Source organism: Bradyrhizobium sp. (assembly GCF_027307225.1).
Classification (GTDB): domain Bacteria; phylum Pseudomonadota; class Alphaproteobacteria; order Rhizobiales; family Xanthobacteraceae; genus Bradyrhizobium.
Map to the genome: position 1 here is coordinate 38,718 of NZ_DAHUXJ010000080.1, position 26,583 is coordinate 65,300.

26 protein-coding genes and 1 riboswitch are annotated in these 26,583 nt (G+C 63.3%); of the genes, 8 read left to right on the plus strand and 18 right to left on the minus strand.

Annotated features, from left to right (window positions below; all coding sequences use genetic code 11):
• Position 1: 1 nt before the first annotated feature.
• Genes M6D32_RS14175 through M6D32_RS14195 form a run of 5 tightly spaced genes read right to left on the minus strand, consistent with a single transcriptional unit; the run spans position 2 to position 6,456 of the window.
• A complete protein-coding gene (locus tag M6D32_RS14175) occupies positions 2-631 on the minus strand; it encodes a precorrin-8X methylmutase (protein ID WP_298257162.1) in 630 nt (209 codons plus the stop codon).
• The gene (gene cobG, locus M6D32_RS14180; protein WP_298257164.1) at positions 631-1,794 is read right to left on the minus strand and encodes a precorrin-3B synthase; all 1,164 of its coding nucleotides are present in this window, start codon (positions 1,792-1,794) and stop codon (positions 631-633) included. Before cobG ends, M6D32_RS14175 begins: the two co-directional genes overlap by 1 nt.
• Positions 1,791-5,039, minus strand: coding sequence for a cobaltochelatase subunit CobN (gene cobN / locus M6D32_RS14185; protein WP_298257166.1), 3,249 nt, complete (start codon positions 5,037-5,039; stop codon positions 1,791-1,793). Before cobN ends, cobG begins: the two co-directional genes overlap by 4 nt.
• On the minus strand, positions 5,039-6,073 hold the full coding sequence (gene cobW / locus M6D32_RS14190; protein ID WP_298257168.1) for a cobalamin biosynthesis protein CobW: 1,035 nt from the start codon (positions 6,071-6,073) through the stop codon (positions 5,039-5,041). The genes cobN and cobW overlap by 1 nt, the downstream gene beginning before the upstream one ends.
• Positions 6,070-6,456 (minus strand): DUF1636 domain-containing protein, encoded by a 387-nt coding sequence (locus tag M6D32_RS14195; RefSeq protein ID WP_298257170.1) that lies wholly within the window; start codon positions 6,454-6,456, stop codon positions 6,070-6,072. The genes cobW and M6D32_RS14195 overlap by 4 nt, the downstream gene beginning before the upstream one ends.
• A 93-nt stretch (positions 6,457-6,549) precedes the next feature.
• Positions 6,550-6,771, minus strand: a riboswitch (cobalamin riboswitch).
• Between the two features lie 40 nt (positions 6,772-6,811).
• Between M6D32_RS14195 and cobO the strand changes: the two genes are divergently transcribed.
• On the plus strand, positions 6,812-7,468 hold the full coding sequence (gene cobO, locus M6D32_RS14200) for a cob(I)yrinic acid a,c-diamide adenosyltransferase (RefSeq protein WP_298257172.1): 657 nt from the start codon (positions 6,812-6,814) through the stop codon (positions 7,466-7,468).
• 20 nt (positions 7,469-7,488) lie between these two features.
• Positions 7,489-8,937 (plus strand): cobyric acid synthase, encoded by a 1,449-nt coding sequence (locus M6D32_RS14205; protein ID WP_298257174.1) that lies wholly within the window; start codon positions 7,489-7,491, stop codon positions 8,935-8,937.
• A gap of 2 nt (positions 8,938-8,939) precedes the next feature.
• Here M6D32_RS14205 and cobD read toward each other — a convergent pair whose 3' ends face one another.
• Positions 8,940-9,908: a threonine-phosphate decarboxylase CobD gene (gene cobD, locus M6D32_RS14210; protein ID WP_298257176.1), complete on the minus strand. Its 969-nt coding sequence runs from the start codon at positions 9,906-9,908 to the stop codon at positions 8,940-8,942.
• Positions 9,909-9,916: 8 nt separating this feature from the next.
• Positions 9,917-10,840 carry an adenosylcobinamide-phosphate synthase CbiB gene (gene cbiB, locus M6D32_RS14215; protein WP_298257210.1) on the minus strand — a complete coding sequence of 308 codons (924 nt, stop codon included), beginning with the start codon at positions 10,838-10,840 and terminating at the stop codon, positions 9,917-9,919.
• Between the two features lie 145 nt (positions 10,841-10,985).
• Between cbiB and cobU the strand changes: the two genes are divergently transcribed.
• From cobU to bluB, 3 genes are all read left to right on the plus strand, one after another.
• A complete protein-coding gene (cobU, locus tag M6D32_RS14220) occupies positions 10,986-11,489 on the plus strand; it encodes a bifunctional adenosylcobinamide kinase/adenosylcobinamide-phosphate guanylyltransferase (protein ID WP_298257178.1) in 504 nt (167 codons plus the stop codon).
• 10 nt (positions 11,490-11,499) lie between these two features.
• A complete protein-coding gene (gene cobS, locus M6D32_RS14225; RefSeq protein WP_298257180.1) occupies positions 11,500-12,270 on the plus strand; it encodes an adenosylcobinamide-GDP ribazoletransferase in 771 nt (256 codons plus the stop codon).
• Positions 12,271-12,356: 86 nt separating this feature from the next.
• Positions 12,357-12,989, plus strand: a complete 633-nt coding sequence (gene bluB, locus M6D32_RS14230) for a 5,6-dimethylbenzimidazole synthase (protein WP_298257182.1) — start codon at positions 12,357-12,359, stop codon at positions 12,987-12,989.
• Between the two features lie 8 nt (positions 12,990-12,997).
• Here bluB and M6D32_RS14235 read toward each other — a convergent pair whose 3' ends face one another.
• From M6D32_RS14235 to M6D32_RS14255, 5 genes are all read right to left on the minus strand, one after another.
• Positions 12,998-13,552 (minus strand): hypothetical protein, encoded by a 555-nt coding sequence (locus M6D32_RS14235; protein WP_298257184.1) that lies wholly within the window; start codon positions 13,550-13,552, stop codon positions 12,998-13,000.
• Between the two features lie 74 nt (positions 13,553-13,626).
• A complete protein-coding gene (locus M6D32_RS14240; protein ID WP_298257186.1) occupies positions 13,627-14,205 on the minus strand; it encodes a histidine phosphatase family protein in 579 nt (192 codons plus the stop codon).
• Between the two features lie 24 nt (positions 14,206-14,229).
• Positions 14,230-14,997 (minus strand): CbtA family protein, encoded by a 768-nt coding sequence (locus M6D32_RS14245; RefSeq protein ID WP_298257188.1) that lies wholly within the window; start codon positions 14,995-14,997, stop codon positions 14,230-14,232.
• Between the two features lie 83 nt (positions 14,998-15,080).
• Positions 15,081-15,290, minus strand: a complete 210-nt coding sequence (locus M6D32_RS14250) for a CbtB-domain containing protein (RefSeq protein ID WP_298257190.1) — start codon at positions 15,288-15,290, stop codon at positions 15,081-15,083.
• 216 nt (positions 15,291-15,506) lie between these two features.
• Positions 15,507-16,388 (minus strand): alpha/beta hydrolase, encoded by an 882-nt coding sequence (locus M6D32_RS14255; RefSeq protein WP_298257192.1) that lies wholly within the window; start codon positions 16,386-16,388, stop codon positions 15,507-15,509.
• Between the two features lie 597 nt (positions 16,389-16,985).
• Between M6D32_RS14255 and M6D32_RS14260 the strand changes: the two genes are divergently transcribed.
• On the plus strand, positions 16,986-17,834 hold the full coding sequence (locus M6D32_RS14260; RefSeq protein ID WP_298257194.1) for a hypothetical protein: 849 nt from the start codon (positions 16,986-16,988) through the stop codon (positions 17,832-17,834).
• Positions 17,835-17,894: 60 nt separating this feature from the next.
• On the opposite strand, the gene M6D32_RS14265 is transcribed toward M6D32_RS14260, so the two are convergent.
• Positions 17,895-18,869, minus strand: coding sequence for a tripartite tricarboxylate transporter substrate binding protein (locus M6D32_RS14265; RefSeq protein ID WP_298257196.1), 975 nt, complete (start codon positions 18,867-18,869; stop codon positions 17,895-17,897).
• Between the two features lie 134 nt (positions 18,870-19,003).
• Here M6D32_RS14265 and M6D32_RS14270 point away from each other — a divergent pair, with 134 nt between their 5' ends.
• The gene (locus tag M6D32_RS14270) at positions 19,004-19,414 is read left to right on the plus strand and encodes a VOC family protein (RefSeq protein WP_298257198.1); all 411 of its coding nucleotides are present in this window, start codon (positions 19,004-19,006) and stop codon (positions 19,412-19,414) included.
• A gap of 20 nt (positions 19,415-19,434) precedes the next feature.
• Here M6D32_RS14270 and M6D32_RS14275 read toward each other — a convergent pair whose 3' ends face one another.
• The 4 genes from M6D32_RS14275 to M6D32_RS14290 form a co-directional block, all read right to left on the minus strand.
• Complete coding sequence (locus M6D32_RS14275) at positions 19,435-20,655, minus strand: MFS transporter (RefSeq protein WP_298257200.1); 1,221 nt, start codon at positions 20,653-20,655, stop codon at positions 19,435-19,437.
• A 227-nt stretch (positions 20,656-20,882) separates the two neighbouring features.
• Positions 20,883-21,968, minus strand: coding sequence for an HD domain-containing phosphohydrolase (locus M6D32_RS14280; protein ID WP_298257202.1), 1,086 nt, complete (start codon positions 21,966-21,968; stop codon positions 20,883-20,885).
• A gap of 369 nt (positions 21,969-22,337) precedes the next feature.
• A complete protein-coding gene (locus M6D32_RS14285; protein ID WP_298257204.1) occupies positions 22,338-24,632 on the minus strand; it encodes a molybdopterin cofactor-binding domain-containing protein in 2,295 nt (764 codons plus the stop codon).
• Positions 24,629-25,120, minus strand: a complete 492-nt coding sequence (locus M6D32_RS14290; RefSeq protein WP_298257206.1) for a (2Fe-2S)-binding protein — start codon at positions 25,118-25,120, stop codon at positions 24,629-24,631. Before M6D32_RS14290 ends, M6D32_RS14285 begins: the two co-directional genes overlap by 4 nt.
• A gap of 349 nt (positions 25,121-25,469) precedes the next feature.
• On the opposite strand from M6D32_RS14290, the gene M6D32_RS14295 reads away from it, so the two are divergent.
• Positions 25,470-26,144 (plus strand): dienelactone hydrolase family protein, encoded by a 675-nt coding sequence (locus tag M6D32_RS14295; RefSeq protein WP_298257209.1) that lies wholly within the window; start codon positions 25,470-25,472, stop codon positions 26,142-26,144.
• Positions 26,145-26,330: 186 nt separating this feature from the next.
• On the opposite strand, the gene M6D32_RS14300 is transcribed toward M6D32_RS14295, so the two are convergent.
• Positions 26,331-26,583: SLBB domain-containing protein (locus tag M6D32_RS14300; RefSeq protein ID WP_298253672.1), on the minus strand; the 253-nt coding region annotated here is incomplete at its 5' end.

Below are 26,583 nucleotides of genomic sequence, written 5' to 3' on the forward strand. Positions count from 1 at the left end.
GCTATTCGCTCCTCGACGCCAACGCGTTCACGGCGGCGACCGTAATCGCCGAGCCGCCGAGACGTCCTTCGACGGTGAGCGCCGGGGCGGGCGGGCCTGCCATCAACGCCGCTTTTGACTCGGTTGCGCCGACAAAGCCAACCGGACAGCCGATGATGGCCGCGGGCTTCGGCCAGTCTTCATCCTTCAGGAGATTGAGCAGATGAAACAGCGCTGTTGGCGCGTTACCGATCGCGACGATGGCGCCGTCGAGATGGGGCCGCCACAGTTCGACGGCAGTAGCCGAGCGGGTGTTGCGCTTGGTTTGCGCGAGCGAAGGCACGGAAGGGTCATCCAGCGTGCAAATGACGGCGTTGCGAGTTGGCAGGCGTGAACGCGTGATGCCTTCGGAGACCATGCGCGCATCGCAAAGAATCGGTGCGCCCTGCTGCAAGGCGGCTCGCGCCGCGACGGCCATTCCCGGCGTGAAGCGGACATGGGCTTCCAGCCCGACCATGCCGGCGGCATGGATCATGCGCACCACCACCGGCTCTTCGTCGGGGGAAAAGCGCGCAAGATCGGCTTCAGCACGGATGATGGCGAAGGATTTCTGGTAGATGGTGGCGCTGTTGGTTTCATAGCTGTGCAACATCAGTGCACCGCCGACAGCAGGTGCGGATTTGTCAGGATGTCGGCAGCGCTCAGCCCCTGGCGCGCCGGCTCGTCTCGTGTTGAACCGTCGCGGACGAGGTCAAATCCTCGGGCCGTCGCCACCAGCGTGAGCGGGGCGGCGCCTGACTGGGCACAGCCTTTGGCGCAACCAGAGACGTGAAGCCGGGCGTCGGGGGCAAGATGCGGCGCAAGCGTAGCTGCGAGTGCACGCGTATCGGCGTGGGCTTCGGGGCAACGTGGTGCGCCGCTGCAGGCGACGACGCGCAATAGCGGATCGTCCGCGCGCGTGATGAGGCCGTCGCAAGCCGGCATCTCGTTCAAACCTTCCGCCAGCAGCATGCGCCATGGCGTCATGCGCAAGCCGCTCGCGCGCTGGGCGAGCCATTGCAACGTTGTGTGAGCGAGTTGACCAAAGGCCACGCCGAAGAGCGCGCCGTGCGGCGTGAGGCTCGGGTGTGGAATGGCCAGGTTTCGCGCCGGCAAAGCGTCGCCGCCAAGCGCCTCCGGCAGTTTCGTACCAGCGGTGATATGGGCGGCCATCCGCCCGCGGCCTTCGTTGACGCCGCCCGATGCGACGAACCATGTTGCCAGATCGAGCGCGACTTTTGCGGCCTCGCCGCATGTCACACGACGCCCGCGTTCGGCGCTGTCGGCGCGCACGATAAGCCCGCCATTGGCATCGCGCTCGATACGCACATCGGCGGAATTGGCTGCAAGCACGCGCGCGCTCCCGCAGTCGACGGCGAAGCCGAATTTGGCAGAAAGGCGGATAGGATTGTCCGCAAGCTGGCGTTCCAGCTCCTCGGCGATGGCGATGCTCTCGTCACCGGCCGCCCAGAATGGCGTGACGAGAATATTTCGCCGCGCCTCGATGTCCGGATCGGCGTCAAGCAGGCCAAGCTGCGCGAGGCCGTCGATCAGCCGCAGGTGATTGTCGTCGCTGACGCCCCTGATCTGGAGGTTGGCGCGGTTGGTCAGATCGATCAGCCCGTTGCCGTAACGTTCGGCCAATTCCGCGATGCCTGCCGCCTGTTCGGCGGCGATCCGCCCGCCATGTGGCCTGATGCGGACCACAAGCCCGTCGCCCGATCGCATCGGCTGCCAGGTACCCGGGCACCAGCCCTTGATGGCGAGAGCGCTCATGAAGCCCCTCCAAGCGCGGCGGCGATCGAATTGCGCCGCGTCTTCCAGAGTGAAGCTTCATGCAGGCGCGCAAAGCAGGTCTCCATCGCCGACAAGGCCGCCGCGTTCTCCCGCGCGATAAAGGACCGCACGCGATCGTTGCCGAGCGTCGCATCGTAGTAGAGGTCGAACAGATGCGGCGGCACCGCATCGGCAAGATGTGCGAACGCGGCCATATGCTCGAGCGTTGCGGCGATTTCGGCCGCGCCGCGAAAACCATGACGCATCATGCCCTCGATCCAGACCGGGCTGGTGGCGCGGGCGCGCACCACGCGCGCGATCTCCTCGGTCACCGTGCGCGCGTGCGGGTGATCGGGCCGCGTGGCGTCGAGATGATAGAGCGAGGGAGCAGCCGCGCCGAGCCGGGCCGCCGCGGCGGCTACTCCTGCTTCGTGGGCGGCATAATCGGACGCGAGCAGAAGGTCGGTTTCCGGCAAGTCCTGGCTGTGCACGAACGCATCCGTTGCCTCGAGCCGTGCATCGATGCCCCTGCGATCAGGCCGCAACTCGCCGTCGGAAGCAAACGCCCAGGAGGAGGCCGATAGCCAGGCTTCGCCCGCGGCCGCGCGCGATTCATCCGTGAAAGAATCCAAAGTGCGCGCCAGTCCGGCACCATAGTGTCCGGGGCGCGGCGCGAATACGCGCGAGGCTTTGACGCGATAGGGATTTTCGCCGCCTTCGTCGTCGCGTGCGCCGAGCGCCGCGGTCGCCGCCTCGAACAGTTGCGCGAGATTCGAAAAGACGTCGCGAAACAGGCCCGATACGCGAAGCGTGACGTCGATGCGCGGCCGGCCTAGCTCGGCGGGCGCGACGATGTCGTAGCCGGAGACGCGTTCAGATGCGTGGTTCCAGCGCGGCGCGAGGCCTGCGAGATGCAGCGCCATCGCAAAGTCCTCGCCTGCGGTACGCATGGTCGATGAGCCCCAAAGATCGACCATCAGGCTTTTCGGCCAATCGCCATGATCCTGCAAATGGCGGCGCAACAGCTCTTCAGCGAGCTTGATTCCTTGGGCATGGGCGGAGGGCGTCGGCACGGCGCGCGGATCGACCGCGAACAGATTGCGTCCCGTCGGCAGCACGTCGCGCCGTCCGCGGTAAGGCGAGCCGGCCGGTCCCGGTGCAACGCGCTTGCCGTCGAGTGCGGCGAGGACCGCATCGCGTTCCGTCTCGCCGCAGGCACCACGGCCGAAGACATGCAAGCCGTCGCCGAACTGGCTTTCCTTGAGATCGCAGACGAAGCGATCGATGCGCGGGACGGCTTCGGCCGGCGCAGCCGATGCTCCAAGACCGAGATCGTCTTCCAGGCCGGCGGCGCGGGCTTCATCGCGGATCGATGCGATCAGGCGCTGGCGGCGCGCGGGATCAAGCCCGTCGGCGGTCGAATATTCGTCGAGCAGTTGCTCGAGGCGGCGCAGGCGCTCGGGCATTGCAGCCCGAACCAGCGGCGGCGGCAGATGGCCGATGGTGACAGCGCCGATGCGCCGCTTGGCCTGCGCGGCCTCGCCGGGATCGTTGACGATGAAGGGATAGATGACGGGCAGATCACCGATCAGCGCTTCCGGCCAGCAGGAGGGTGACAGCGCCACCGCCTTGCCGGGCAGCCATTCCAGCGTTCCGTGCGCGCCCATATGAATCAGCGCGTCGCACCTCTGACGGCGGAGCCAGAGGTAGAAGGCGACATAGGCATGGCACGGCGTGCGTGAGAGGTCGTGATAGTCGGTGTCGCGCGAGCTGACATCGCCGCGTTCGGGCTGGACGGCGATGACGGCGTTACCGGATTGAACCGCAGCAAAACGAAATGTCCCGCCGCGACAATTGGCGTCGTCTTCCGGCGCGCCCCAGGTCTTGGCGAGATCGTCCTGAAGCGCTTGCGTAAGCTTCGCGAGTTCGGCGCGGTAATGGTCGACGCCCCACGTCAATTCACGATGCAACAGGGCGTTGCCCAGATCGTTCGCAAGGCCGACATCGAAGCCGGCTTGCGTGAGATCGGACAGCATCGCCTCGACCGAAGCGAGGGCATCGAGCCCTACCGCATGTGCAATCTGGTGCGGACGGCCAGGATAGCTCGAAAGCACGATGGCGAGACGCTTCTCGCGTGTGGGTCTTTCCGCAAGCCTGTGCCAGGCAGCGGCTCGCGCCGCGACGGCGTCCACTCTTTCCTTGTCGGGCCGGTGCGTCAGATGCGCAAATTGCAGATCGGCATCGCGCATTCCCGGCGATTTGAAGCTGACAACGCCCGCAAACAGCCGGCCATCGACTTCGGGCAGCACGACATGCATCGCGAGGTCGCCGGGGGCGAGGCCGCGAAGCGAGTCCGCCCAATCTTCGCGGCGCGATGTCGACAACGCGACCTGGAACACCGGACACGACGCGGCATCGAACGGCGTGGTACCGTCATCGCCGAGCGCCGAGAAGGCGGTGGCATTGACGATCACGGCCGGAGGCCGGGCGGTGAGATGCACTTTCAGCCAATCCGCGACGCCGGCCGCCTTCAGCGAGGTGGCAAAGGCGCCATAGGCGCCAAAGCCCTTTCGCCGGAGCGCTTCGATCAGTGCATCGACCGGTGCCGTATCGGCCGCGGTCAGATATGAACGATAAAACGCCACCAGCGCGCGCGGCCGCTGATCGGCGCCAGACGGCGCTGCGATGACGCCATGGGCAGGATCGTAAAAGCCCATTTCCGGAATATCGGTTGTGCCGATGACGGGATCGGCGTTGAGGCCTGCGGCACGTGCGAGTTCGGCGATGGCGGCCTGCGCCGCGATGGCGCCGCCCTGATCGCAGAGCATCTTCAGACGCCGGAGCGTTGAAACCGGCAGCGTCGAGACCTCGTCCAGCCTCGGATCATCGCGACCATCCGCCGGCAGCACGGCGAGTGCGATGCCGCGACTTTTCGCCAGGCGATGCAGCGTCGCAAGGCCATACGCCCAGTAAGGTTCGCCGCCGATCAGCCGCACCAGAATGCCGCGCGCGCTCCGCAAGGTCCGTTCGACATAAGTGTCGACGGATAGCGGATGCCGCAGTTCGGTGAGATTGGCAAGTCGCAGCGGCGGTAAGCCGGCAGCGCCACGGCGCCAACCGGCAGCGAAGGTCGCAAGGTCGCTGTCGGAAAACGAAAGCATCGCGAGATCGGCCGGCTCCTGGCCGAGGTCTTTGGGCGTCGCGGTCTCTTCAAGCCCGCGGCTCTCGCGAAAGACAACGTGCATTAGAGGCCAAGTCCTGTCCTGATCGCAGCCTCGTCGATGTCGCCCTGTTCGCCGATCACCACCAGCTTCGATTGCCGCGCCTTTGTACCCCAGGGCGTATCGTATTGATGCCGGACCCGCTCACCCACGGCCTGCAGCAATAGCCGCATCGGCTTGCCTGAAACGGCGATGTAGCCCTTGGCGCGCAGCACGTTCTGTTCGCGCACAAGCTGTTGCACGGAGGCAACCAGCGCGTCGATATCGCTCACTTCAGGAAGATCGATCACGACGGAAGCAAAGTCGTCATGTTCGTGATCGTCTTCCCCGTCGTGGTGCGACGGGCGCGCGGCGAGATCGTCTTCGGCGGCCGCCCCGAGGCCAAGGATGACGCGCGCGTCAACCGCGCCGTCGACGATCGGCAGCATCGGCACGCGGCGCGGCATCTCCGCGGATATCACGGCTTTCGCCGTCTCAAGCCCCGCGGCGCCGGCGAGGTCCGCCTTGGTCAAGAGCACAATATCGGCGCAGGCGATCTGATCTTCGAACACTTCCGACAGTGGCGTTTCGTGATCGAGATTTTCGTCCCGTACGCGCTGCGCTTCGACCGCGGCGGGATCGGGCGCAAAGCGGCCGGCGGCGACAGCTTCCGCGTCCGCCAGCGCGATCACGCCGTCGACGGTGATGCGTGAGCGAATTTCGGGCCAGTCGAACGCCTTCAGGAGCGGCTTTGGCAGCGCCAGGCCCGACGTCTCGATCAGAATGTGATCCGGCCGGACACGCCGCGACAGCAACTGCTCCATCGCCGGAATGAAGTCGTCGGCCACGGTGCAGCAGATGCAGCCATTGGCGAGTTCGACGATGTTCTCGGCGGGACAATTGGCATCGGCGCACGATTTCAGGATGTCGCCGTCGACGCCCTCGCTGCCGAATTCGTTGACGAGAACGGCGAGCTTCTTGCCGTTCGGGTTGGCAAGGAGGTGCTTGATCAGCGTCGTTTTCCCGGAGCCGAGAAAACCGGTCACGACCGTGACGGGAACTTTGGCGAGCGTAGTCATTCGGCGGCCTCCGGGACGACGGCAATCGATGGCGCGATGGGTGGGATGCGGGCAAGCGATTGCTTGCGGAAAATCTCGGGCCGGCGGCGCCAGGGCACGATGCCATCGGGCGCGGCGGCATAAGCCGCGGCGCCGGCGATCACGTCGCCTGCGTTGGCATCGGAGAGGCGGCCATAAACGTAAGACCATCGGCCCGGCGCACTGAGCGCAACCGAGCAACCCTGGCTGCAAGCAGAAAGGCATTCGACAGGCACCACCTCAACGCTCTCAGGTGCGCCGGCGCCGATGATCGCCGCATGCAGTCTCGCGCCGGGCGTAGTCTCGCCCTCTTGCAGCGTTTGGCCGGCACGGCAGGTGATGCAGACGTGAAGCGTGACGGTCATCGCTCTCCTCGAAATTCTGGCGGAAGGCGATGAGGCACGCGGACCAGCAACGAAAGCGATCCGCTCCCCGTCGCGGAACACCCCGTCCGCCGGTCTTAAAACGCATGCGCTGGCAGGTCTCCCGGCTTGCGGAGCAGGGATTATCTCCCTTCGATCCCCGCCTTCCCGACCCTCGAGGGGGCAGTGGCTTTGGGCATCTCTCCGGTCACGGTCGCGGGGGCGGCTGCTTTCAGGGACGAAGCCTTTCGGCTTTCGGCCCTATCGCATTCCCTCTTCGCCTGTCGTAGGACAGGAACCAACGCGCGCCCACCATTTGCCGATGGGCGTTACTTGTCAAGCCAAAGGAACGTATCCGATGACGTCAGACAAAGAAACGGGAGTAGGCGAAACAGCAGGATTGTCCGAGGCTTCGCTCGACGAGCGCCATGCGGAAAAAATGGCCAGGAAGAAAGCCGCGCGCGACCGCATCATGGCGACCAAGAGCGGCGACAAAGGCCTCATCATCGTTCTTACCGGCGCGGGAAAAGGAAAGTCATCCTCGGCTTTCGGCATGATCCTGCGATGTGTCGCGCACGGATTTCCCTGCGCCGTCGTGCAGTTCATCAAGGGCGCGTGGGATACCGGCGAGCGGCGCCTCTTGACCGGCCACTTCGGCGATCTCTGCCAGTTTTATGCGATGGGCGAGGGCTTTACCTGGGAGACTCAAGACCGCGCCCGTGATATCGCGGCGGCCAGCGCGGGGTGGGAAAAAGCCAAGGCGCTGATCGCTGAGGCGAACTTGCGCATGGTCGTTCTCGACGAGATCAACATTGCGCTTCGCTACGACTATCTCGACGTCAACGAAGTCGTCGAATTCCTCGAGAGCCAAAAACCCGACATGACGCATGTGGTACTCACCGGCCGCAACGCCAAGCAGGAACTGATCGACGCCGCCGATCTCGTCACCGAGATGACGCTGGTCAAGCATCCGTTTCGCTCCGGCATCAAGGCGCAGCCCGGCGTGGAATTCTGAACGAAACGCGATTGAGATCGATGGCCCGCGCATTGATGATCCAAGGAGCCGGTTCGAACGTGGGCAAGTCGCTCATCGTGGCTGGCCTTCTTCGCTCCGCCAAGCGCCGTGGGCTTCGCGTGCAGCCATTCAAGCCGCAGAACATGTCGAACAATGCGGCGGTGACCGTGGATGGCGGCGAGATCGGGCGCGCGCAGGCTTTGCAAGCGCAAGCCGCCGGCGTCGAGCCGCATACCGACATGAATCCGGTGCTGCTGAAACCGGAGACGGATATCGGCGCGCAGGTCATCGTGCAGGGAAAGCGTGTCGCGACGCTGCGCGCACGCGACTATGCCGCCATGAAACCTTCCCTCATGATGCCGGTGCTGGAAAGTTTTTCGCGGTTGAAGGACCGCGCCGATCTCGTTGTGGTCGAAGGCGCCGGCAGCCCGGCCGAGGTGAATCTGCGCGCAAATGACATCGCCAATATGGGCTTTGCCCGCAAAGCCGATGTTCCGGTGGTGCTGCTCGGCGACATCGATCGCGGCGGCGTGATCGCGCAAATCGTCGGAAGCAAAGCGGTGCTCGATCCCGACGATGCGGCCATGATCGGCGGCTTCATCATCAACAAATTCCGCGGCGATCCCAGTTTGTTTGACGACGGTTATCGTCTGATCGAACGGCAAACCGGCTGGCGCGGATTTGGCGTGCTGCCTTTCTTTTCCCGTGCAGCCGAGCTTCCGGACGAAGACGCGCTCGGACTCGGCGAAGCGCGCAGGGCTGGCAAATCCAAGATCGCCTTTCTCGCGCTGTCGCGCATTGCCAATTTCGACGATCTCGATCCGCTCAAGCTCGAGGGCGAGGTTGACCTCGCGATGGTGCGGCCGGGCGAAGCCATCCCCGGCGATTGCATGCTTGTGATCATTCCCGGTTCGAAATCGACCCGCGGCGATCTGGCTTTCCTGCGCGCGCAAGGCTGGGACATCGACCTTCTCGCGCATCATCGCCGTGGCGGTCATGTGCTGGGTCTTTGCGGCGGCTACCAGATGCTCGGCAAAACCGTCGTCGACCCCGAAGGAATCGAAGGGCCTTCCGGAGAGACGCCGGGTCTCGGGCTGCTCGATGTTTCGACCGTGATGACGCCGCAAAAGATGCTGACGCGCGTCAGCGCATATCATAGTGCGACGGCGCAGCCGATCGATGCTTACGAGATTCACATCGGCCGCACCGAGGGGCCGGATCGGGCCCGCCCCTTCGCCATGCGCGATGGCGCGCCGGAAGGCGCGATCTCCGCGGACGGACGCGTCCATGGCAGCTATCTGCACGGATTGTTTGCGTCAGACGCGTTTCGAAAGGCGTTTCTCGCGCGGTTCGGTGTTCCCGCTGCCGATCAGGGTTATCGAATAAGAGTTGAAAGCGCGCTCGATGCGCTCGCCGATCACATCGACACTCATCTAGACGTCGAAGGCATTTTTGCGCTGGCGCGCTGAAATCATCCAGCCAAAGCTGCCGACAATCGCGCCCACTCGGCTTCGCTACCCGGCAGTCCGAGCCGCAGCCATCCCTTGTGATACGGAAAGATGCGCGACCATATTCGCGTGCGCGCCAACTTCTCCTGGGCACGCATTGCATCGCCGGTCTCGTAAAGACGAAACAGCGGCGTTCCGCCGACAAGCGACCAACCGAGCTTCGCCACTTCCGTATCAAGCCGCCTACAATCGCGGCTCAGACGTGTCGCTGTCGCCTTCGCCCATTCACGATCGGAAAGCGCACGCTCGCCGACCGCAATAGCCGGACCCGAAACCGGCCACGGTCCAACCATCGCAGAAAGTGCGGCGATGTCGGCCTCAGCGCCGATAGCGAACCCGAGCCGCAATCCGGCAAGCCCGAAGAACTTTCCAAAGGACCGCAGGATCAGGAGCCCCTGACGTCCGGCATCGGACGCAAGCGACAGTTCGGGAATGGCATCGGCAAAGCTTTCGTCGACCACGAGGCGGCCGACCTCCGGCAAAAGTTCAACCAATTGCTTCGGCTGGTATCGCTTGCCATCGGGATTGTTGGGGTTGGCGAGCACGGCGATGTCGGCGCCGGCGAGCGCGGCGGGATCGGAGACTTCGGTCACTTCCCAGCCGGCGGCGGCCGAGAACACCGCCGCATATTCGTTGTAGGTCGGGCCAAGAATCCGCACCCGGCCGCGCGAAGCAAGGTGCGGCAGCCATTGAACGGCGGCCTGCGCGCCGTTGGTCGCAAGAACAGGTGCGGTCGTGCCGTATGCGTTTTGCGCCGCCTGGTGAAGCGAGTTACGAGCGGATTTCGACGGCAGCGCGCTCCAGACGGTCTCAGGCAATTCGCCTATGGGATATGGTTTGCGATTGATGCCGGTGGACAGATCGATCCAGTCGCGCGCATCGCCGCCGAAGCGCTGCACTGCCAGGTCGAGATTTCCGCCATGCTCAGGCATGTTCGACCTCACACCACTGCCAGGATGAGGAGCAAAAGAGCAAGCAGCGCCATCGCGCGGCGATAGAGCTTGAGGGCCTGCCCGATATCCGCAGCCCGCGGGTCGCGCGCGCCTGCATTCAGCCAGGGTTCGTTAGCTACTTCGCCGTGGTAAGTGCGGGGACCGCTCAACTGAACGCCGAGCGCGCCGGCCATCGCCGCTTCCGGCCAGCCGGCATTGACCGAGCGATGGCGCGGCCCGTCGGAGATCATGCGCCACATCGCCGCCCTTCGCTCGGTGGAAAGAAGCGCAAACAGCACGCCGGTCAGACGCGCCGGGATGAAATTCGCGACATCGTCGATGTGCGCTGCCGCCCAGCCGAAGGCCTGGTGACGCGGCGTGCGGTGGCCGATCATGGAGTCGAGCGTATTGATGGCCTTGTAGCCGACGATGCCCGGCAGGCCGAAGATGGCACCCCAGAACAACGGCGCGACCACGCCATCGGATGCGTTTTCGGCGAGGCTTTCGATCGAGGCCCGCGCGATACCGGTCTCGTCGAGGCTAGCGGGATCGCGGCCGACGATGCGTGAGACGGCGGCGCGTGCGGCCTCGACGTCGCCCGTCCGCAATGGCCGTTCGACGGCCGCCACATGATCGTGCAACGAGCGCAACGCGACCAGCGGCCACGCCAGGATTCCCGCAAAGAGGATGCGGCTCCATCCCGTGCCCAGTTGCGTCTGAACGGCCCAGGAGGGAAGTGTCGGCAGCGCAATCACCATGAGCGTCGCCACGGTACCCGCGGCGCGCCGGAACACGGGCAGATCCGATTTCCGATTGCACGCAGCATCCACCCGATCGATCAACCAGCCAAGCCAGATGACGGGATGGCCGAGCAGGCGAAACAACTGCTCCGGCCAACCCAGCACGGCGTCAATCGCCATTGCCATCAGCATCGCTCCTGCAAATCCCAAGCAAGCTCTCCCATGCAGCCACCCCCTGATGCGCAAGAAGCCGCCCCGACGCAAGCCTCTTGAGGTGGCGAATTCGCTTTGTCTTTGCCGGTAAATGATGATTACTGCCGATGGAACGGGAGGCGGGATGCCGGTCATTTTGATCACGGGCGGCGCGCGGTCGGGCAAGAGCCGGCATGCAGAAGTGCGCGCGCGCGCCGTTCCCGGCCGGCCCGTCTATATCGCGACCGCCGGGGCGCTCGACGAGGAGATGACGGAGCGCATCGCCAAACACCGCGCAAGGCGCGGAAGCGGATGGATCGAGCGCGAAGAGCCGCTTCGGCTCACGCAAGCCCTGATCGAGACCGATGGGGGCGGCGCACGGCTTGTCGATTGCCTGACGCTGTGGCTGTCCAACCTGCTTCACGCTGGAAACGACTGGCCGCAAGCGATCGCCAAACTCGCCGATACCTTGAAGAGCCAGCGCAGCCCGGTCGTGCTGGTGACCAACGAGGTCGGGCTTGGCATCGTGCCTGACAATGCGCTGGCGCGCGCCTATCGCGATGCCGCAGGCCTCATGAACCAGACGATCGCAGGCGTTGCCGACGAGGTCGAGTTCATCGTCGCCGGCCTGCCGATGAAGTTGAAATAGGCTACGTCCAATGCGCTACGCGGAGTTCATCGAGAGATCAGTCAGCGACATCCGAATTGCGGTATCGCTCTCGACGATTCTGCCGGTTGGCCCGGCGAAGCCGCTGGATCATGGCGAGATCGCGCAGGCGAGTTGGGCTTTGCCGCTGGCGGGACTGGCGGTCGGCCTTATCGGCGCGATCGTTTACGCGATCGCTCGCACGATGGGCCTGCCCAGCGACCCGGCCGCCGTACTCGCGCTCTCAGCCACTGTTCTCATCACCGGCGCGATCCACGAGGATGGACTTGCCGACACCGCTGACGGGCTCGGCGGCGGCAACAGCCGCGACTCGAGGCTCGAGATCATGCGCGACAGCCGGATCGGCAGCTATGGCGCCTGTGCTCTTGGCCTTTCGATCCTGGCGCGATGGAGCGGGCTGACGAACATCGCCGAGCCTGGATCGGTCGCGTCGGCGCTGATGGTCGCGCATGTTGCGGCGCGCGCCCAACTGCCGGTCTTCATGTGGCTGGTCCCGCCCGCGCGGTCGGACGGGCTGTCAGCCGGAGCCGGACAGGCCCCCGCGCAAAGCGCGATGATCGCGGCAGGTCTCGGATTCCTGTGCCTCGTCATCGGTCTTGGCCTGGGCAAGGCCATCATGGGACTTTTGCTGTTGTCGCTCGTTGGAATAGGTTGGGCCTGGCTTGCCACGCGGCAGGTCGGCGGGCAGACCGGTGACATTCTCGGCGCGCTGGAGCAGATCGGCGAGATCGCGATTCTGCTGATGGCAGTCGCGGCATTTTAAACGGGACTAGTGCTCCTTCGATTCCGAGGTTCGCATCAGAGGTCGCCGCGATCGCTTACGAACTTCGGAATCAAAGGAGCTCTAGAATGGTCGCATTCGACGAAGCGTTTCGCCGCAAGCTGCATGAGCTTTTCGTGTGGCGCCGCGATGTGCGGCGTTTTCGCCGAGACCCATTGCCCGAGGGCGCGATCGAGCGGCTGATCGAAACCGTCTGCCTTTCGCCTTCGGTGGGCTTGAGCCAGCCCTGGCGGTTTGTCATCGTCGAGGATGCATCGCGGCGCCACGCGGTGATCGAGGATTTCAAAACCTGCAATGCCGACGCACTACAGTCCTATTCAGGCGAACGGGCCTCGCACTATGCGACGCTCAAGCTGGCCGGGCTTCAGGAGGCACCGGGGCATCTTGCCGTCTTTGCCGACAAGGAAAGCCAGATCGGGCATGGCCTTGGCCGCATGACGATGCCGGAAACCATCGAATATTCCGTTGTCGCCGCGATCTGTTCGATGTGGCTGGCTGCGCGTGCCGAAGGAATTGGGCTTGGCTGGGTCTCGATCCTCAATCCGGCGCATATCAACGAAATTCTCGAAGTCCCGAAATCGTGGAAGTTCATCGGGTATCTCTGCCTCGGCTATCCCGAGACCGAAGACGACCGACCCGATCTGGAGCGTGCGAAGTGGGAATGCCGGCGCGCGGCCGATCAGTTCACCACGCGACGATAAACGCGTGATCACGCTGCGCGAAGCATCCGGCGGCGAGCGACGGCCAGACCCATGACGAACAGCGCCGCAAGTGCCGAGAAGGTCAGGACGGTTGGCGCATGCCTTGGTGCGAGCTGCCAGTCCGGGCCGATCACATCGGCACTGTCGAAGGTCTGGCTGCTGTTCGAGCACACCGCGGCTGCGTTTGGATCGGCCGCGATCTCGGCCTTGATGCGCTCCTGAAGTTCTTTGGCGGCGGACTGGTTGCCGGGCATCGCGGCCATATGCGCGATCAGCGCCCGCGCTCCCGCGAGATAGGCGTGCGAGCATTCGTTGAAGGGACTCTGTTCGTCGGTAAGACTGCCGGGAACGAGCCCCCAGAAACACGCAAAATATTGCAGGCTGACGAAACCTGAGAGCCGGCGCAAGATCGGGTCCGTGACCGGCTGGCGGGCCGCGAGATCGAGGATTTGGCTTCGATAGTTGGCAACGACCGGCATCTCGCCATGGGAAATGGCTGCGATGGCGATTCCGCGGATCGGCCCGTCATTCGGCTTCTGATGATGGGCAGATGCGGGGGTCATCAAAAGCATCGCGAGGATGGCAATCAGGATGGATGGCGAAGGCCACGCGTGAGCTGGCGCGCGGCGAGGGCCAGTCATCGTGCGTCTTGGACCGGGATCAGCGAACCAAGTGTCCAGCGTCCGCCGCCGCCGGATAATCTGGCGCGCGTGAGCGGGCCGACGTCGATATGCCGAAAAGCCTCCGGGCCCGCGCCAACCACATGGGCGATCGCGGCGCGAATCACCAACGCATGCGTGATGGCGAGAACGGAGCCGGACTTGATGAGCATTTGATCCATCCACCCGCCGACGCGCCTCGTGACGTCGGCGAAAGATTCGCCGCCGTGCGGCGCGGCGCGCGGATTTCCGAGCCAGTCGGCGACCGCCTCCGGCTCGTTCGCCTCGACGTCCGTTAGCGATCGACCGGCCCAGCGGCCGAAATCGCAATCCCGCAGCAAGGGTTCGACGGTTGCAGCCGGTATCAGGCCATCTGCGGTTTGCCGCGCGCAAAGCGCCGGGCTGCACAGGAGGATGTCGCAAGCGCGAAAGCGGCTGGAAAAGCCGGCGAGACTTTCCTTTCCTCTTGGATCGAGCGGCTCATCAGCCGATGCAAAGGCAACCGCGCTGACGGACGCGGTCGAAGCCGAGCAAAGCAGATGAAGACGCATCGTCATGCTTCATCTCACCGGTCGCCAAAATCAGACGGTCGAGCGGCGAAGCAGCGGTTCATGCGCCGCAAACACGCGCTCTGCGGCAAGGCCAAACAGCAGGCCAAGCGAGCCCCACATGATGGCTTGTCCGCCGAGCGAGGCGATGCGGAACTGCCAAAGGAGCGTCGCCGGAAAGCCTTCCGGCACCTCGTTGACTTCAGGCAGCGCCATCGCGACAACGCTTACGACGACGACATAAGCGGCAGCAGCCATCAGCGCCGCATTCCAGTTGCCAAAGCGCGGCGCGAGCCGCAGCCGCAGCATGCCGGCGGCAATCATCGCGGCCAGCGAGATCAGGATCATCGCGAAATAAAGGCTGGTCCGCATGTCGATCGTCTCCGCTAGACCAACGCTGGGCGGATTGGCCGGATATTTCAGCACCGGGGTCAGGTAGACGCTGACAAAACCGGCCATTGCGAGCAGCGCCGAGGTGGCGCGGGCGCCAAAGTCACCCATGCGGCGATAGGCGAGCGCGAAAGCGAGCGAGAAAAGGCCGCCAAATGCGGTGCTGTAGACGGCGACACCGGTCAAGAGGCCAACGCCGGCCTGAACGTGGCGGCTGACAAGCTCGGGCTCTTCGACAGGCGCGGGAAGTCCCTTGGCTTTGTCCTCGGCCGCCCTGGCTTCCTCCATCGCGCTTTCAAAAGCGATGGCGCGATCGACCGATGGTTCGCCGGCGAGTTTGAGAAAGCCGAAGGAAAGAAGCCCAGCCACCAGGCCAAGCAGCATGCCGCGCACCAGCAGTTTCCCGATCATGGAAGCTTTCCCTCAAAACCAAACGTTCTGCCGGTGAGGATGTCCGCGATCCCGACAGGATCCGTCAGGTTGCCGCGTGGCCGTCAGTGACAGGGGAAGCCGAGCAGATGGCGGCCGTCGTGCACGAACTCGTGCACATACATGCCGTTGAAAATGGCCAGAGCGCCTTGCTCGACGCCGACGAAATAAATGCCGAGCATCAGCAGCAAGCCGCCGAGGATCGCCCAGGGCAGAATCTCGCGCACCGGGATCGCGGGCGGCATCGGCGCTGGAAGGGAACGGGTCAGGGCCATCGGCTGGTTCCTTGGTTGCTCTTTGCCTAGTGGTCCGATTCTAACATTCGCATCCCTTCTGGGCGGCACTTTTGCGAATGTTAGAATCATAGGACCACTAGCGATTATAGGTTTCAAGTGGAGTTTAGGATTTGACATTCGCTTTCGCGCTTGCGGCTAGGTGGATAGCGAATGTCAAATCCACTCCACTAGGTTATACGACGGTGCTCGCCTATTTCAATCGGCAAAGAAGCCCAACATGGCTTGCAGGGTCTCTTTCGGGGCCTCTTCCTGCACATAATGTCCGGCGGGCGCGGCGAGCGTACCCGCAATATTGGTCGCGTATTTCGACCAGACGTTCTTGGCATTGTGGTTGCGGCCGACGCCACCGGTGGCGCCCCACAAGAGGAAGGTCGGGCAGGTTACCCGCTTACCGGCATTGAAATCGTCGGTGTCCATGTCGAGGTCGCAGGACACGGTCGCGCGATAGTCCTCGCACATCGCATAGACCGTGCGCGGATTCTTGATGCAGCGAATATATTCGTCGAGCGCCTCGGGCACGAAGATGGCCGTGCCCTGACCCGTCTTCGACAATTTCTTGCGAAGAAAGAATTCGGCGTCGTTACTGATCATCGTCTCCGGATAGGGCGTCGGCTGGATCATGAAGAACCAGTGCCAGGAGAACTTTCCCCAGTTGAACGTCACATTGTTGAGCAGGTGATGCTGCGGCAGCATATCGACAAAGCACGCCTTCTTGATCTTTTCGGGATGATCGAGACACATCCGGTGCAGCACCCGCGCGCCGCGATCGTGGCCCGCGGCCGAAAACGTCGCAAAGCCGAGCTTCTGCATCACTTCGACCATGTCCTTGCCCATCTCGCGGAACGAATAGGCGTAGTGGTCCTTGCCGCCGTCAGGCTTGGAACTGTCGCCATAGCCGCGAAGGTCCGGCGTCACCACGGTGAAGCGCTCGGCGAGATCGGGCGCGACGCGATTCCACGACAAATGCGTGAATGGATTGCCGTGCATCAGGAGCAGCGGCGGGCCTTTTCCGCCGTGGCGTAAAACGATCTCGACGCCGTTGACATGCAGCGTTTCCTTCTTGAAGTCTTCCATCATGGCCGTTTCTTCCGATCTCATCTTTTTTGGCGGGGGTCTGATTATCGTTCAGGTCATGATTGCTTAACCTTGATGATTAGCATTTTCGCAAGCGCTTCGCGCTATCGATGCGCAGCGCTGCGAGAGAAGCCCGCACGTTATCGATCCAGAACGGTCTGTTTGGACGGGATAGCGGGGAGGGGCCTTCGGGCGCGAAAATCATCAGAGCATTCCTGCAGGGACGAAAACGCCGCGACAGTCGTCGAGTGCGGCCTCATCGCGGCCGTGAACGGGGCGGGCTCAAAGCTCAACACCAGATTTTCTTCGGTCGACAGGTCGCTCGCGTAAATTCTGGCGCGCCGTTCTCAGGGGTGTGTCCGGAATACAGACCCTCGCTTGCCTCCCCCCGCGAGCGCCCCCACTCGCCGGCAGGCGGGGGTCTGTCATTCTTGCTGGGACGAGCAGGCCGCGCGCCGTTGGTTAACGCCAGCGAAAGATCCCGCTGAAACTTGGGCAGAACGGCGAAACCGGGCTGCAAGTTCGCTTCTGTACGATGCGTCGATCACGGTGGGGCCAAGCGCCTTCATTGATCGCCAAGTACCAATAAGCGGGGAAACCATGCGCGGGCTGATTCTGACTTCGTCGATTGTGTTGATGCTTTCGTTCGTCTCGGGCTTTGCAGACGCGGGCCCTCGGGTCATCCAGGTCGATCCGGTGGCGGCCGCGACAGAAGTGCCTCCTGGCTTCGAGACCTATCGCGGCTACATCTACGACCTGTCCGAAAATGTCGACCGCAAGGACAAGGGCGCGATCGTCGATCTTCTGAAGAAGCAGCTCGATGTGGTCGAAAGCGTCGGGCTCTCGCCAAAGGTCCTGCAATTTTTCCACACCGTTCCGATCGTCGCCAGCGAAATGGGCTGCACCGAGCTTGGCCCCGCGATCGCCTGCTATGGCTCGCCGCCGGATACGCCGGCACGCGACCGTAGCTTCACGGTCTGGGACTCCAACACCATGAGCTGGAGCAATCCGAACTTTGTTGACCTCGCCGCAGATGCCGGCCCGGGCGTTATCAAGTTGCGTCCGAACATGCTGAAATATGCCGAGGATCCGGTCATTCTGCACGAATTGCTGCACGCCTACCACGCCAAGCTGATGAACGGGGGGTTGAATAATCTCGCCATCAAGGCCGTCTATGCCACGGCCGTGAGCAAGAACATCTTCCCCAAGGAAGAGTACGCGATGAAGAACCCGCAAGAGTTCTTCGCCGTCACCGCGAGCGTTTTCCTGGCCAACAAGGAATCCCTTCACGAGCCGCACACCCGCGCGCGGCTGAAGGAGAAGATGCCGAAATATTACAAGTTTCTCGTCGAGCTGTTCGGATTTGATCCCGATCCGTCGACCACGCCGGTGGCGGATGGCGCCAAGCCGGCAGATACCGCCGCGATGTCCCCGGCGGACGGCACCTGATACACGTGATACCGGCACCGGATCATCCGGTGCCGGCTTCGCTAGCCGCTCATCGCCGGTTCATTCGATCTTGATGTCGGCGTATTTGACGACCTTTTCCCATTTGTCGGTTTCGGCCTTGATCATGTCGCCAAAATCCTTGGGCGAGCCGATCAGCGTCTCGCCGCCGAGCTCGACCAGGCGCTTCTTGACCTCCGGCTCCGCGAGCACCTCGTTGATCTCGTGGTTCAGCTCGGCGATGATTTCCGGCGGCGTCTTGGCCGGCGCGCCCATCCCGAACAGCGCGCTCGCCTCATAGCCGGGAACGGTCTCGGCGACGGTCGGCACACCCGGCAACTGAGACGAACGCTGCGCCGTAGTGACCGCCAGCGCCCGCAGCTCGCCGCCGCGGATATGTCCGATGATCGAGGGCATGTTGTCGAACATCACCTGCACGCGGTTGCTGAGGAGATCGGTCGTCGCGGGCGCAGCTCCCTTGTAGGCGACGTGCAGCATCTTCGCACCCGTCATGGCCATGAACATTTCGCCGGACAGATGCACCGAGGTGCCGTTGCCCGATGAGGCGAGATTCACCTTGCCGGGATTGGCCTTCACATAGGCGATGAATTCGGCCACCGTCTTGGCGGGCACCTGCTTCGCCACCGTCATCACATTCGGCACGCGAATAAACGCGGCGACCGGCGCAATGTCCTTGAGGAAGTTGAAGCTGAGGTTGGCGTACAGCGAGGTGTTGATAAAATTCGCCGGATTGACCAGAAGCACGGTGTAGCCGTCGGGATCGGCTCTCACCACCGTCTCGGTGCCGATGTTGTTGCCTGCGCCCGGCTTGTTCTCGACCACGAATTGCTGGCCGAGCCGTTCCGACAGTCGCTGGGCGATCAGGCGGGCGATGATGTCGGTGGAACCGCCGGCCGGATAGCCAACGATGAAGCGCACCGGGCGCGTCGGATAATCCAGCGCGGATGCCGGGCCAAAGGGTGCGGCGAGAGCGCCCAGGCCAAATGCCAGCAGAGCTATCGCGGTACGGCGGAACATCGTGTCGTCCTCCCTGCGCGAGCCGAATTTTCAGGGGCTCGATCTTGTTGAACTAAACATGGGTCGCGTTGTAACAAACAAAATCCGGCGCGGCCAGCGCGCCTGCCCTGGAGAACCACGACGAAAGGATGCCGATGTCGCTCACAGTCAACGCGCTCGACCATATCGTGATCAATGTTGCCGATGTGGCACGCTCGGTCGATTGGTACCGGAAGGTGCTCGGCATGGACGTCAAGGTGTTCGATCCCGGCCAGGGCAAGCCGGTCCGAACCTCGCTGTCGTTCGGTCAGCAGAAGATCAACGTGCGGCCGCGCGGCGCCGACAAGGTCGAGTGGTTCACGGCCGATCACGAAATGGCCGGCAGCGACGATCTGTGCTTTCTCACATCGAGCACGCCGGACGAAGTGGTCATGCACCTGAAGGCGTGCGGCGTGGCGATCGCGGAGGGCCCGGTGACCAAGCAAGGCGCCCGCGGCGCGTTGCGGTCGGTCTACTGCCGCGATCCCGACGGCAGCCTGATCGAGATTTCGTCCTACGAGAGCTAGCGAGCGAAAGGCGAGCATTCTCACGCAAGCGCGGCCCGCCAGCGAAACTGACGGCCGACCAGGATGCTGACGATGAGAAGATTGAGCAGGTTGGCGCCGATGCCGGCGGAGAACGCCGGCGTGTAGTAGCCGAAATGGTCGTAGAGCAGGCCTGCGATCCAGCTGCCGGCGCCCATGCCGCCGCCGCTGAACAGCAGCAATGTCGGAATTCTCCACGACGCTTGCGATGGCGGAAACAGTTCGCGCACCGTCAGCACGTAGGCCGGAATGATGCCGGAAAAGCCGAGGCCAAAGACGGCGGTGACGGTGAATAGGCCGATCTCGTTTTGCGTCAGCAGGAAGGCCGTCATCGATGCGGCCTGCCACGCCGATCCGATCAGGACCGTGGTCAGGCCACCGATCCGGTCGGAGATCGCGCCCCAGATTTGCCGGCTCAGAAACGCGGTGCCGAGCAGCACCGACAGCATCAGCGCGCCGATCGACCGGCTGATGCCGAGATCGCTGCAGAACGCGACGAGATGCCCCTGTGGCATTGCCATCGGGATGCAGCACAGGACAGACGCGCAACAGGTCATAGCAAACACGGCATTGGGCGGCCAGCCCAGCACGCGCGATCTTTCAGCGCCGGCTTGTGACGTCACCGGATGAATTGTTTCAGGCGGCGCGCCGAAATAGATCGCGGCAATCGGCACGACGACGAGCACTTCGGCGAGCGCGTACCACAGCATCGAGTGCCGCCAACCGATATTGACGATCGCGCGTTCGAAAATCGGCGGCCAGATCGTGCCGGCCAGATAAGTGCCGCTCGATATCAGCGCCAGCGCCGAGCCGCGCCGTCGATCGAACCAGCGGCTGACATAGATGTACATCGGAGCGTTGATGCCGCCGATTCCGAACATGCCGATGAAAAGGCCATGGCCGATCCACAGCGGCCAGGGTGGCCCGAAGGTCGAAACGGTGAGGCCGAGAGCGATCATCACGGAACCGATGATCACCGTCGTGCGCGCACCGACCCGTTCGGCGATCTGCGACATCAGAATGCCGCCAAAGCCCGAGCCGAACCATGCCAGCGAAGTGGCGAGCGCCGGGACCGAGCGCGATCCGCCGACCTCGGCCGCGATGTCCTTCAGCGCGACGGCCGTGATCCAGGCCGCGCCGAATGACATCGCCAGCACGAACAGCGCGGCCGACGCGACGGCCCAGGAGGCCTTGCTCTCGATGGAAACAGGAGACTGCAGCATCGGTTAAGTGAAACTCGGATCGTCGATCTGTTGTTACAGATCGCGGAAGCTTTCACCACCCACATCGACGAAGGTCAGCCCTTCGTGCTGCATTGCGCAAATGTCGACCCATTTGTGATGGCGAGGAGCGCAATGAAGCAGTCCAGTCTCCCTCGACATCGTCGTTCCGGGCTCGGCCCTTGCGGGCTGCCCCGGCATGACGAAATGGGAGAGCGTAGCGGCTTGCATCAATACGCGCCGAGCGTCACCGGGCGGAAGGCGTGCAGCAGGTGCGTGTCGAGTTTGCCTTCCATCTTTTCCATGGTGGCAAACGCCTTGGCGTGGGTGAAGGGCACGCGGTAGGGCCGCTGCTCGATCAGCGCCGCATAGATATCGACGATCGTCGTCAGCCGCACGATGTCGCTGATCTGTTCGGCCTGCAGGCAGTCCGGATAGCCGGTGCCGTCAAGAAATTCGTGATGATGCAGCACGACGTCCAGCATCTCCGGCGGATAGCCGCCCTGGCTGGCCAGCGCCTGGTAGCCGAGCATCGGATGCCTGCGAATTTCGCTCATCTCTTCGTCGGTGAGTAGGCCCGGCTTGTCGAGAATGGCCGTCGGGATGAATGCCTTGCCGACATCATGCAGAAGCGCGGCGCGCACCAGGCGCCGCTGGTCGTCTTCGCGCATGCCAAGATGCAGCGCAAAGGCGACCGCAAAGCCGGTCACGAACAGGCAGTGGCGATAGCTGTCGGCATGGTGGCAGCCGACGGTCGTCAGCCACTCCCGCAACGAGGAATGCTTGATGGCCTTGAGGATCTTGTTCTCGGCCTGCACGACGTCGCTGAATCGCAGCGGCTCGCCCGCGGGCAGCTTGTGGAAAATCTTGACCATCACTTCATGCGCCGCTTCCACGCCGCGGTTCAGCGTCTTGCCGCGTTCGGTCGCATCGAAGCCGTGACTGTCGGGGAAGGCGGCGCGGATGCGCTGCTGGATCCCGGCGGCGCTGAGGGGCCGTGAAATCGTGTCGGTGGCGCCAAGCGCCCAGGCCTGCATCGAGCCGTGATGAAGCCCATCCGCCAGGACGAACAGGCGCGGCATCGCGCGATAGGATTCGTGGCGCAGCTTGTTGCGCACGCGCTGCACGCTTTCGGCCGAACGCAGATTGATGTCGACGACGAGGCCGGAGATCTGATCGGCGGGCGCGTCGGGAAGCTCCGACGTCGAGACGGTTTGCACGTCGCTGATCGATTGAAGGATGCGCTCCAACTCGCGGCTTTGTTCCTGGTCGTCGGACGCCAGCAGCAGTTGGCGCCGTGGGGCTTGAGCTGACATGGACCCTCTTTCGATGGGCGCTGGTTGGCTAGCGGTCCAATTCCAACATTCGCATCCCGTTGCAGCGAACACTTTGCGAAGATTGGAATGACAGACCACTAGAAAAATCAAAAAAAGTCTCTAGCGGAGTTTCGGATTTGACATTCGCTTTCGAGTTTGCGGTTAGCTGGGTAGCGAATGTCAAATCCACTCCCACTAGCTTCAACCTAACCGAGAACACATTCCCCGGGCCTTAAGAGAAATCATGAATGGACGCCTTTTTCTGAAGATAAAATTTGAAGCATGCGGGACTAGCGAGCCCGCTGGCCCACGAAAAAAGCCGCCGGAGGAATGCCCTCCGGCGGCTTGTTTTGTCGCGATTTGAAGGGGTTAGGCCTTCATCGCCGCCTTGACCGCTTCCGCGGTGATCGGCAGCGAGCGCACCCGTGCGCCGGACGCGTTGAAGATCGCGTTTGCCAGCGCAGGCGCGACCACGGTTACCGCCGGCTCTCCGACGCCGGTAGCATGCTCGCCATTGGAGATCACATGCACTTCGACCTCCGGGAGCTGGCTCATCCGCAACGGCGTGTAGCTGTCGAAGTTGGTCTGTTCGAGACCACCGTCCTTCAGCGTCGCCTTTTCGTACAGCGCAAGCGAAACACCCCACAACGACGCGCCTTCGACCTGGGCACGGATGTTATCGGGATGCACCTGCGTGCCGACGTCGGTGGCCACGGTCAGCTTCTTGACCTTGACCTCGCCGCTCGGAGCCACCGCAACATGGGCCACACAGGCGGTCCAGCTTGCGGTTTTTCTTTCCTGCGACGAGACGCAGGCAACGCCCATGCCTTCGCCCTTCGGCAACTCCTTGGTGCCGTAACCGGCAAGGCCGATGGCTGCGAGTAGCGTATTACGCAGCCGCTGAGCGCCGCCATTGTTGTCACCCTTGCCGTCAAGCATCTCGATCCGGAATTGCGCCGGATCCTTGCCCGCGGCATGGGCGAGTTCGTCGACCATGCTTTCGACCGCCCAGAAGGTCCACCCCGGAGCGACCGACCGCAACTGACCCGAGGGCGTAGCGGTTTGCGCCATATCGTTGAGGATGGCGCGAACGTTGTGATTGGGCACGGTGTAGAAGAAGTCCGCGCCATTCACCGTGAACGCGTCAAGCGCACCCTTCTTGTCGACCGAAGGCGACAGGAAGGCCGGGATGCCCCAACGCTTGGTCGGCCAGGCCGCGACCACGTCGTGGTTCATCGCCACGAGCTTGCCGTCGCCGTCGAGTCCCGCCTTGACCTTCTGGTAGGTCAGCGGGCGCGTGAAATCCATCCTCATATCGTGTTCACGCGTGTAGATGATCTTGACCGGCTTGCCGACGGCTTTCGACGCCTGCACGGCCGGCACCAGCATGTCGCCCTCGAGACGCCGGCCGAAGCCGCCGCCGAGCCACATCTGATGCATCACCACGAACTTCGGATCGACCCCGGCGGCGCCGGCCGCGATCGCGCCGGAACGCGTCGCAAACTGGTTGCCGGTGTAGACGTGCCAGATGTCGCCCTTCTGCTCCGCGACTGCGGTCATCGGCTCCATCGGCGCGTGGATGTTGATGCTGGTGGTGTATTCCGCCTCCAGCGTCTTGGCGGCCGTGCCGAAGGCAGCCGCGGTGTCGCCGTTCTTCACAAAGAAGAAGCCTGAATCATCGAGCGCCTGAAGCCGCTTGGCTTCGTCGACGATGGACTGGCTCGACAGCTTGGCGTTGGGGCCATTGTCATAGCTGACCTTGAGCGCCTGGGCCGCCTTGGCCGCCGCAGCGTGGGTGTTTGCCACCGCGACCACCCAGCCGGTCGTCGTTGTGGTCTTGTCGTCGAGGGTGACCGCCTTGATGAAGCCCGGCACCTTCTTGGCCGCGCTGTCGTCGACCGATTTCACCGTGGCGCCGTAACGCGTCGGTGGCGTGACGACCTGGCCGTAGACCATGCCCGGCAGCATGACGTCGATGCCGTATTTGGCCGTGCCGTTGGTCTTCGAGGGGATGTCAAGCTGCGGGACCGAGACGCCGATCATGGTGTATTGGTCGGCCGTCTTGAGCTTGATCGCCTTGAGGTCGTCGGCGCTGAAGGTCTTGGTCGCCTTGCCGCTCTTGACCACGTCGGCGAACGTCACCGACTTCTTCGACTTCGGATCCGTGATCTTCGAATCCCTGACGATCAGGCTGCCGGCCGGAGCGCCGCCCAGCATGCCGGAAGCCGCTTCCGTCAACGCGATACGCCCGGCGGCGCCCGCGCGGCTCATCGCATCGAAGTTCATCATGGTGCTCCAGCTGCCGCCGGTCACCTGTGCGCCGAGCACGGGGTCGTTGTACTTCGGATCGTTGGAAGCAAGCTGAACCCGCATGTCCTTCCAGTTGGCGCCGAGTTCTTCGCAGACGATCTGCGCCATGGTGGAGGCGATGTGCTGGCCCATATCGGCTTTGCCGCTGACGACCGTGACGATGCCGTCAGGCGCGATCGAGTACCACACGCTGGGATCGAAGTTGGAGGCCGCGGCGAAAGCCTGATCGGCGCCGAGCAGGCCCGGAACGGCGGAATAGCCGAGCGCGAGACCCGCGGCCGCGGAGCCGACGAGGAAGGAGCGGCGGCTGAGATCGGCCGGCTCACTCTTGGTGATTTTGATGTGCGAATTCATGTGTGCCTCCGATCGGTTGCGGTGTTGGAGGCCGTGCGCATTTCGGTAGCGGCGCGCATGATCGCCTTCTGGATGCGCGAATAGGTCATGCAGCGGCAGAGATTGCCGTCCATGTGCGCAACGACTTCTTCCTTCGTCGGGTTGGAATTCTTGGAGAGCAGCGAAGCCGCCTGCATGATCTGACCGGACTGGCAGTAGCCGCATTGCGGCACCTGCTCGGCGATCCATGCCTTCTGCAAGGGATGATCGCCCTTGGCCGACAGACCTTCGATGGTGGTGATCTTCTTGCCGACGGCATCGCCGACCGCGGTTTGACAGGAGCGCACGGCTTCACCGTTGAGGTGAACGGTGCAAGCTCCGCATAGTCCGGCCCCGCAACCGAATTTCGTGCCGGTCATCTGCAATTGCTCGCGGATGACCCACAGCAGCGGCGTATCGTTGGCCGCCTCGACGGACATATTCCGTCCATTGATGTTGAGATTAGGCATTGTCTCTTTCCCTGCCGGTGTATGAAAACCGCTTACGGCGGAACTCACTTTTTTTCTTGTTGGGATGGCACCCACCGGGCCGGCGCCGAAGCGACAGAATGATAGCGATCCTTTCGCGAGGCAACGAAAATCCACTGCTTGAAGTCTCAAACATTGGTTGTGCGTTGCGGCAGCTATGTTGTCATAATTTTACAGCCCGGAATATCGGGCAATATGGGTCGCTCCCCGTGGGCATCGCCCGCGAGTCACAACCCCGTGCCATGAGCTATTCGTGCCGTGTGCCGTTTTGCGCCTCGGCCCGCTTCGCCCTACATTGCCGCGGCAACACGTCATAAGGACAGGTAAAATCGTGGGACACGACATCAAACTAACCGCGTCGGATCATTTTCAATTCGGCGGCTACCGTGCCGATCCGTCTTCCGCGCCGAAAGCGGCGGTGGTGGTGATTCAGGAGATCTTCGGCGTCAATCACCACATCCGTTCGATATGCGACCGTCTTGCCCGGGACGGCTACGTCGCCGTGGCGCCATCCATCTTCGACCGTATCGAGCCTGATTTCCAGTCCGGCTACTCGCCGGATGAAGTCGCGGTGGCGCGCAAGTTCGTCGCCAACCCCGATTGGGCCGCGATGCTGCGCGACACCCAGGCTGCGATCGATGCGGTCAGGGATGTTGGCCCGGTCGGTATTATCGGCTTCTGCCTGGGCGGTAGCGTGGCCTATGGGGCGGCGACCAAGCTCTCCGGCCTGAAGGCCGCGGTCGGTTACTACGGTGGCGCGATCGTTCGCTTTGCCGACGACAAGCCCAAATTGCCGACCCAGCTGCACTTCGGCGAAAAGGATGCCGGCATTCCCTTGAGCGATGTCGAGATCATCAGGTCCAAGCGCCCGGACGTCGATATCTACGTCTATGACGGTGCGCAGCACGGCTTCAACTGCGACGAGCGCGCCAGCTACGACAAGAAAAGCGCGGACATCGCCTGGCCGCGCAGCCTGGATTTCTTCGCGAAGCATTTGAAGAAGTAACTTTGCACGTCATTCCGGGATGGTCCCAACGGGTCGCGCGAATGCGCGCCCGATGACAGGCTCCGGACCAGACCTCAGATGCGCGATTGCGCATCGGGGAATCTCGAGATCCTCAGATGTGCAACAGCACATCATAGTTCGCTCGTTTTACCCGCGCCACGGGATGACGAAACACTTTGTGTTTCGTCAGAACCAGCGTTCGCCGACGAGGATGGTGTCGCCGGGGCTGATGGGCGTGCCGAGCGGCACGACGGTGCGGCTGGCGTGATGGGTCACCGTCACGCTGTCGCGTTTGGCGCGCGGTGAGAAGCCGCCGGCGATCGCGACCGCGCTCTCGACGCTCATGTTCGGCACGTACGGATATTGGCCGGGTGCGGCGACCTCGCCGAGGATGAAGAACGGCCGGTAGGTTTCGACTTCGACGGCCACCGAGGGTTCG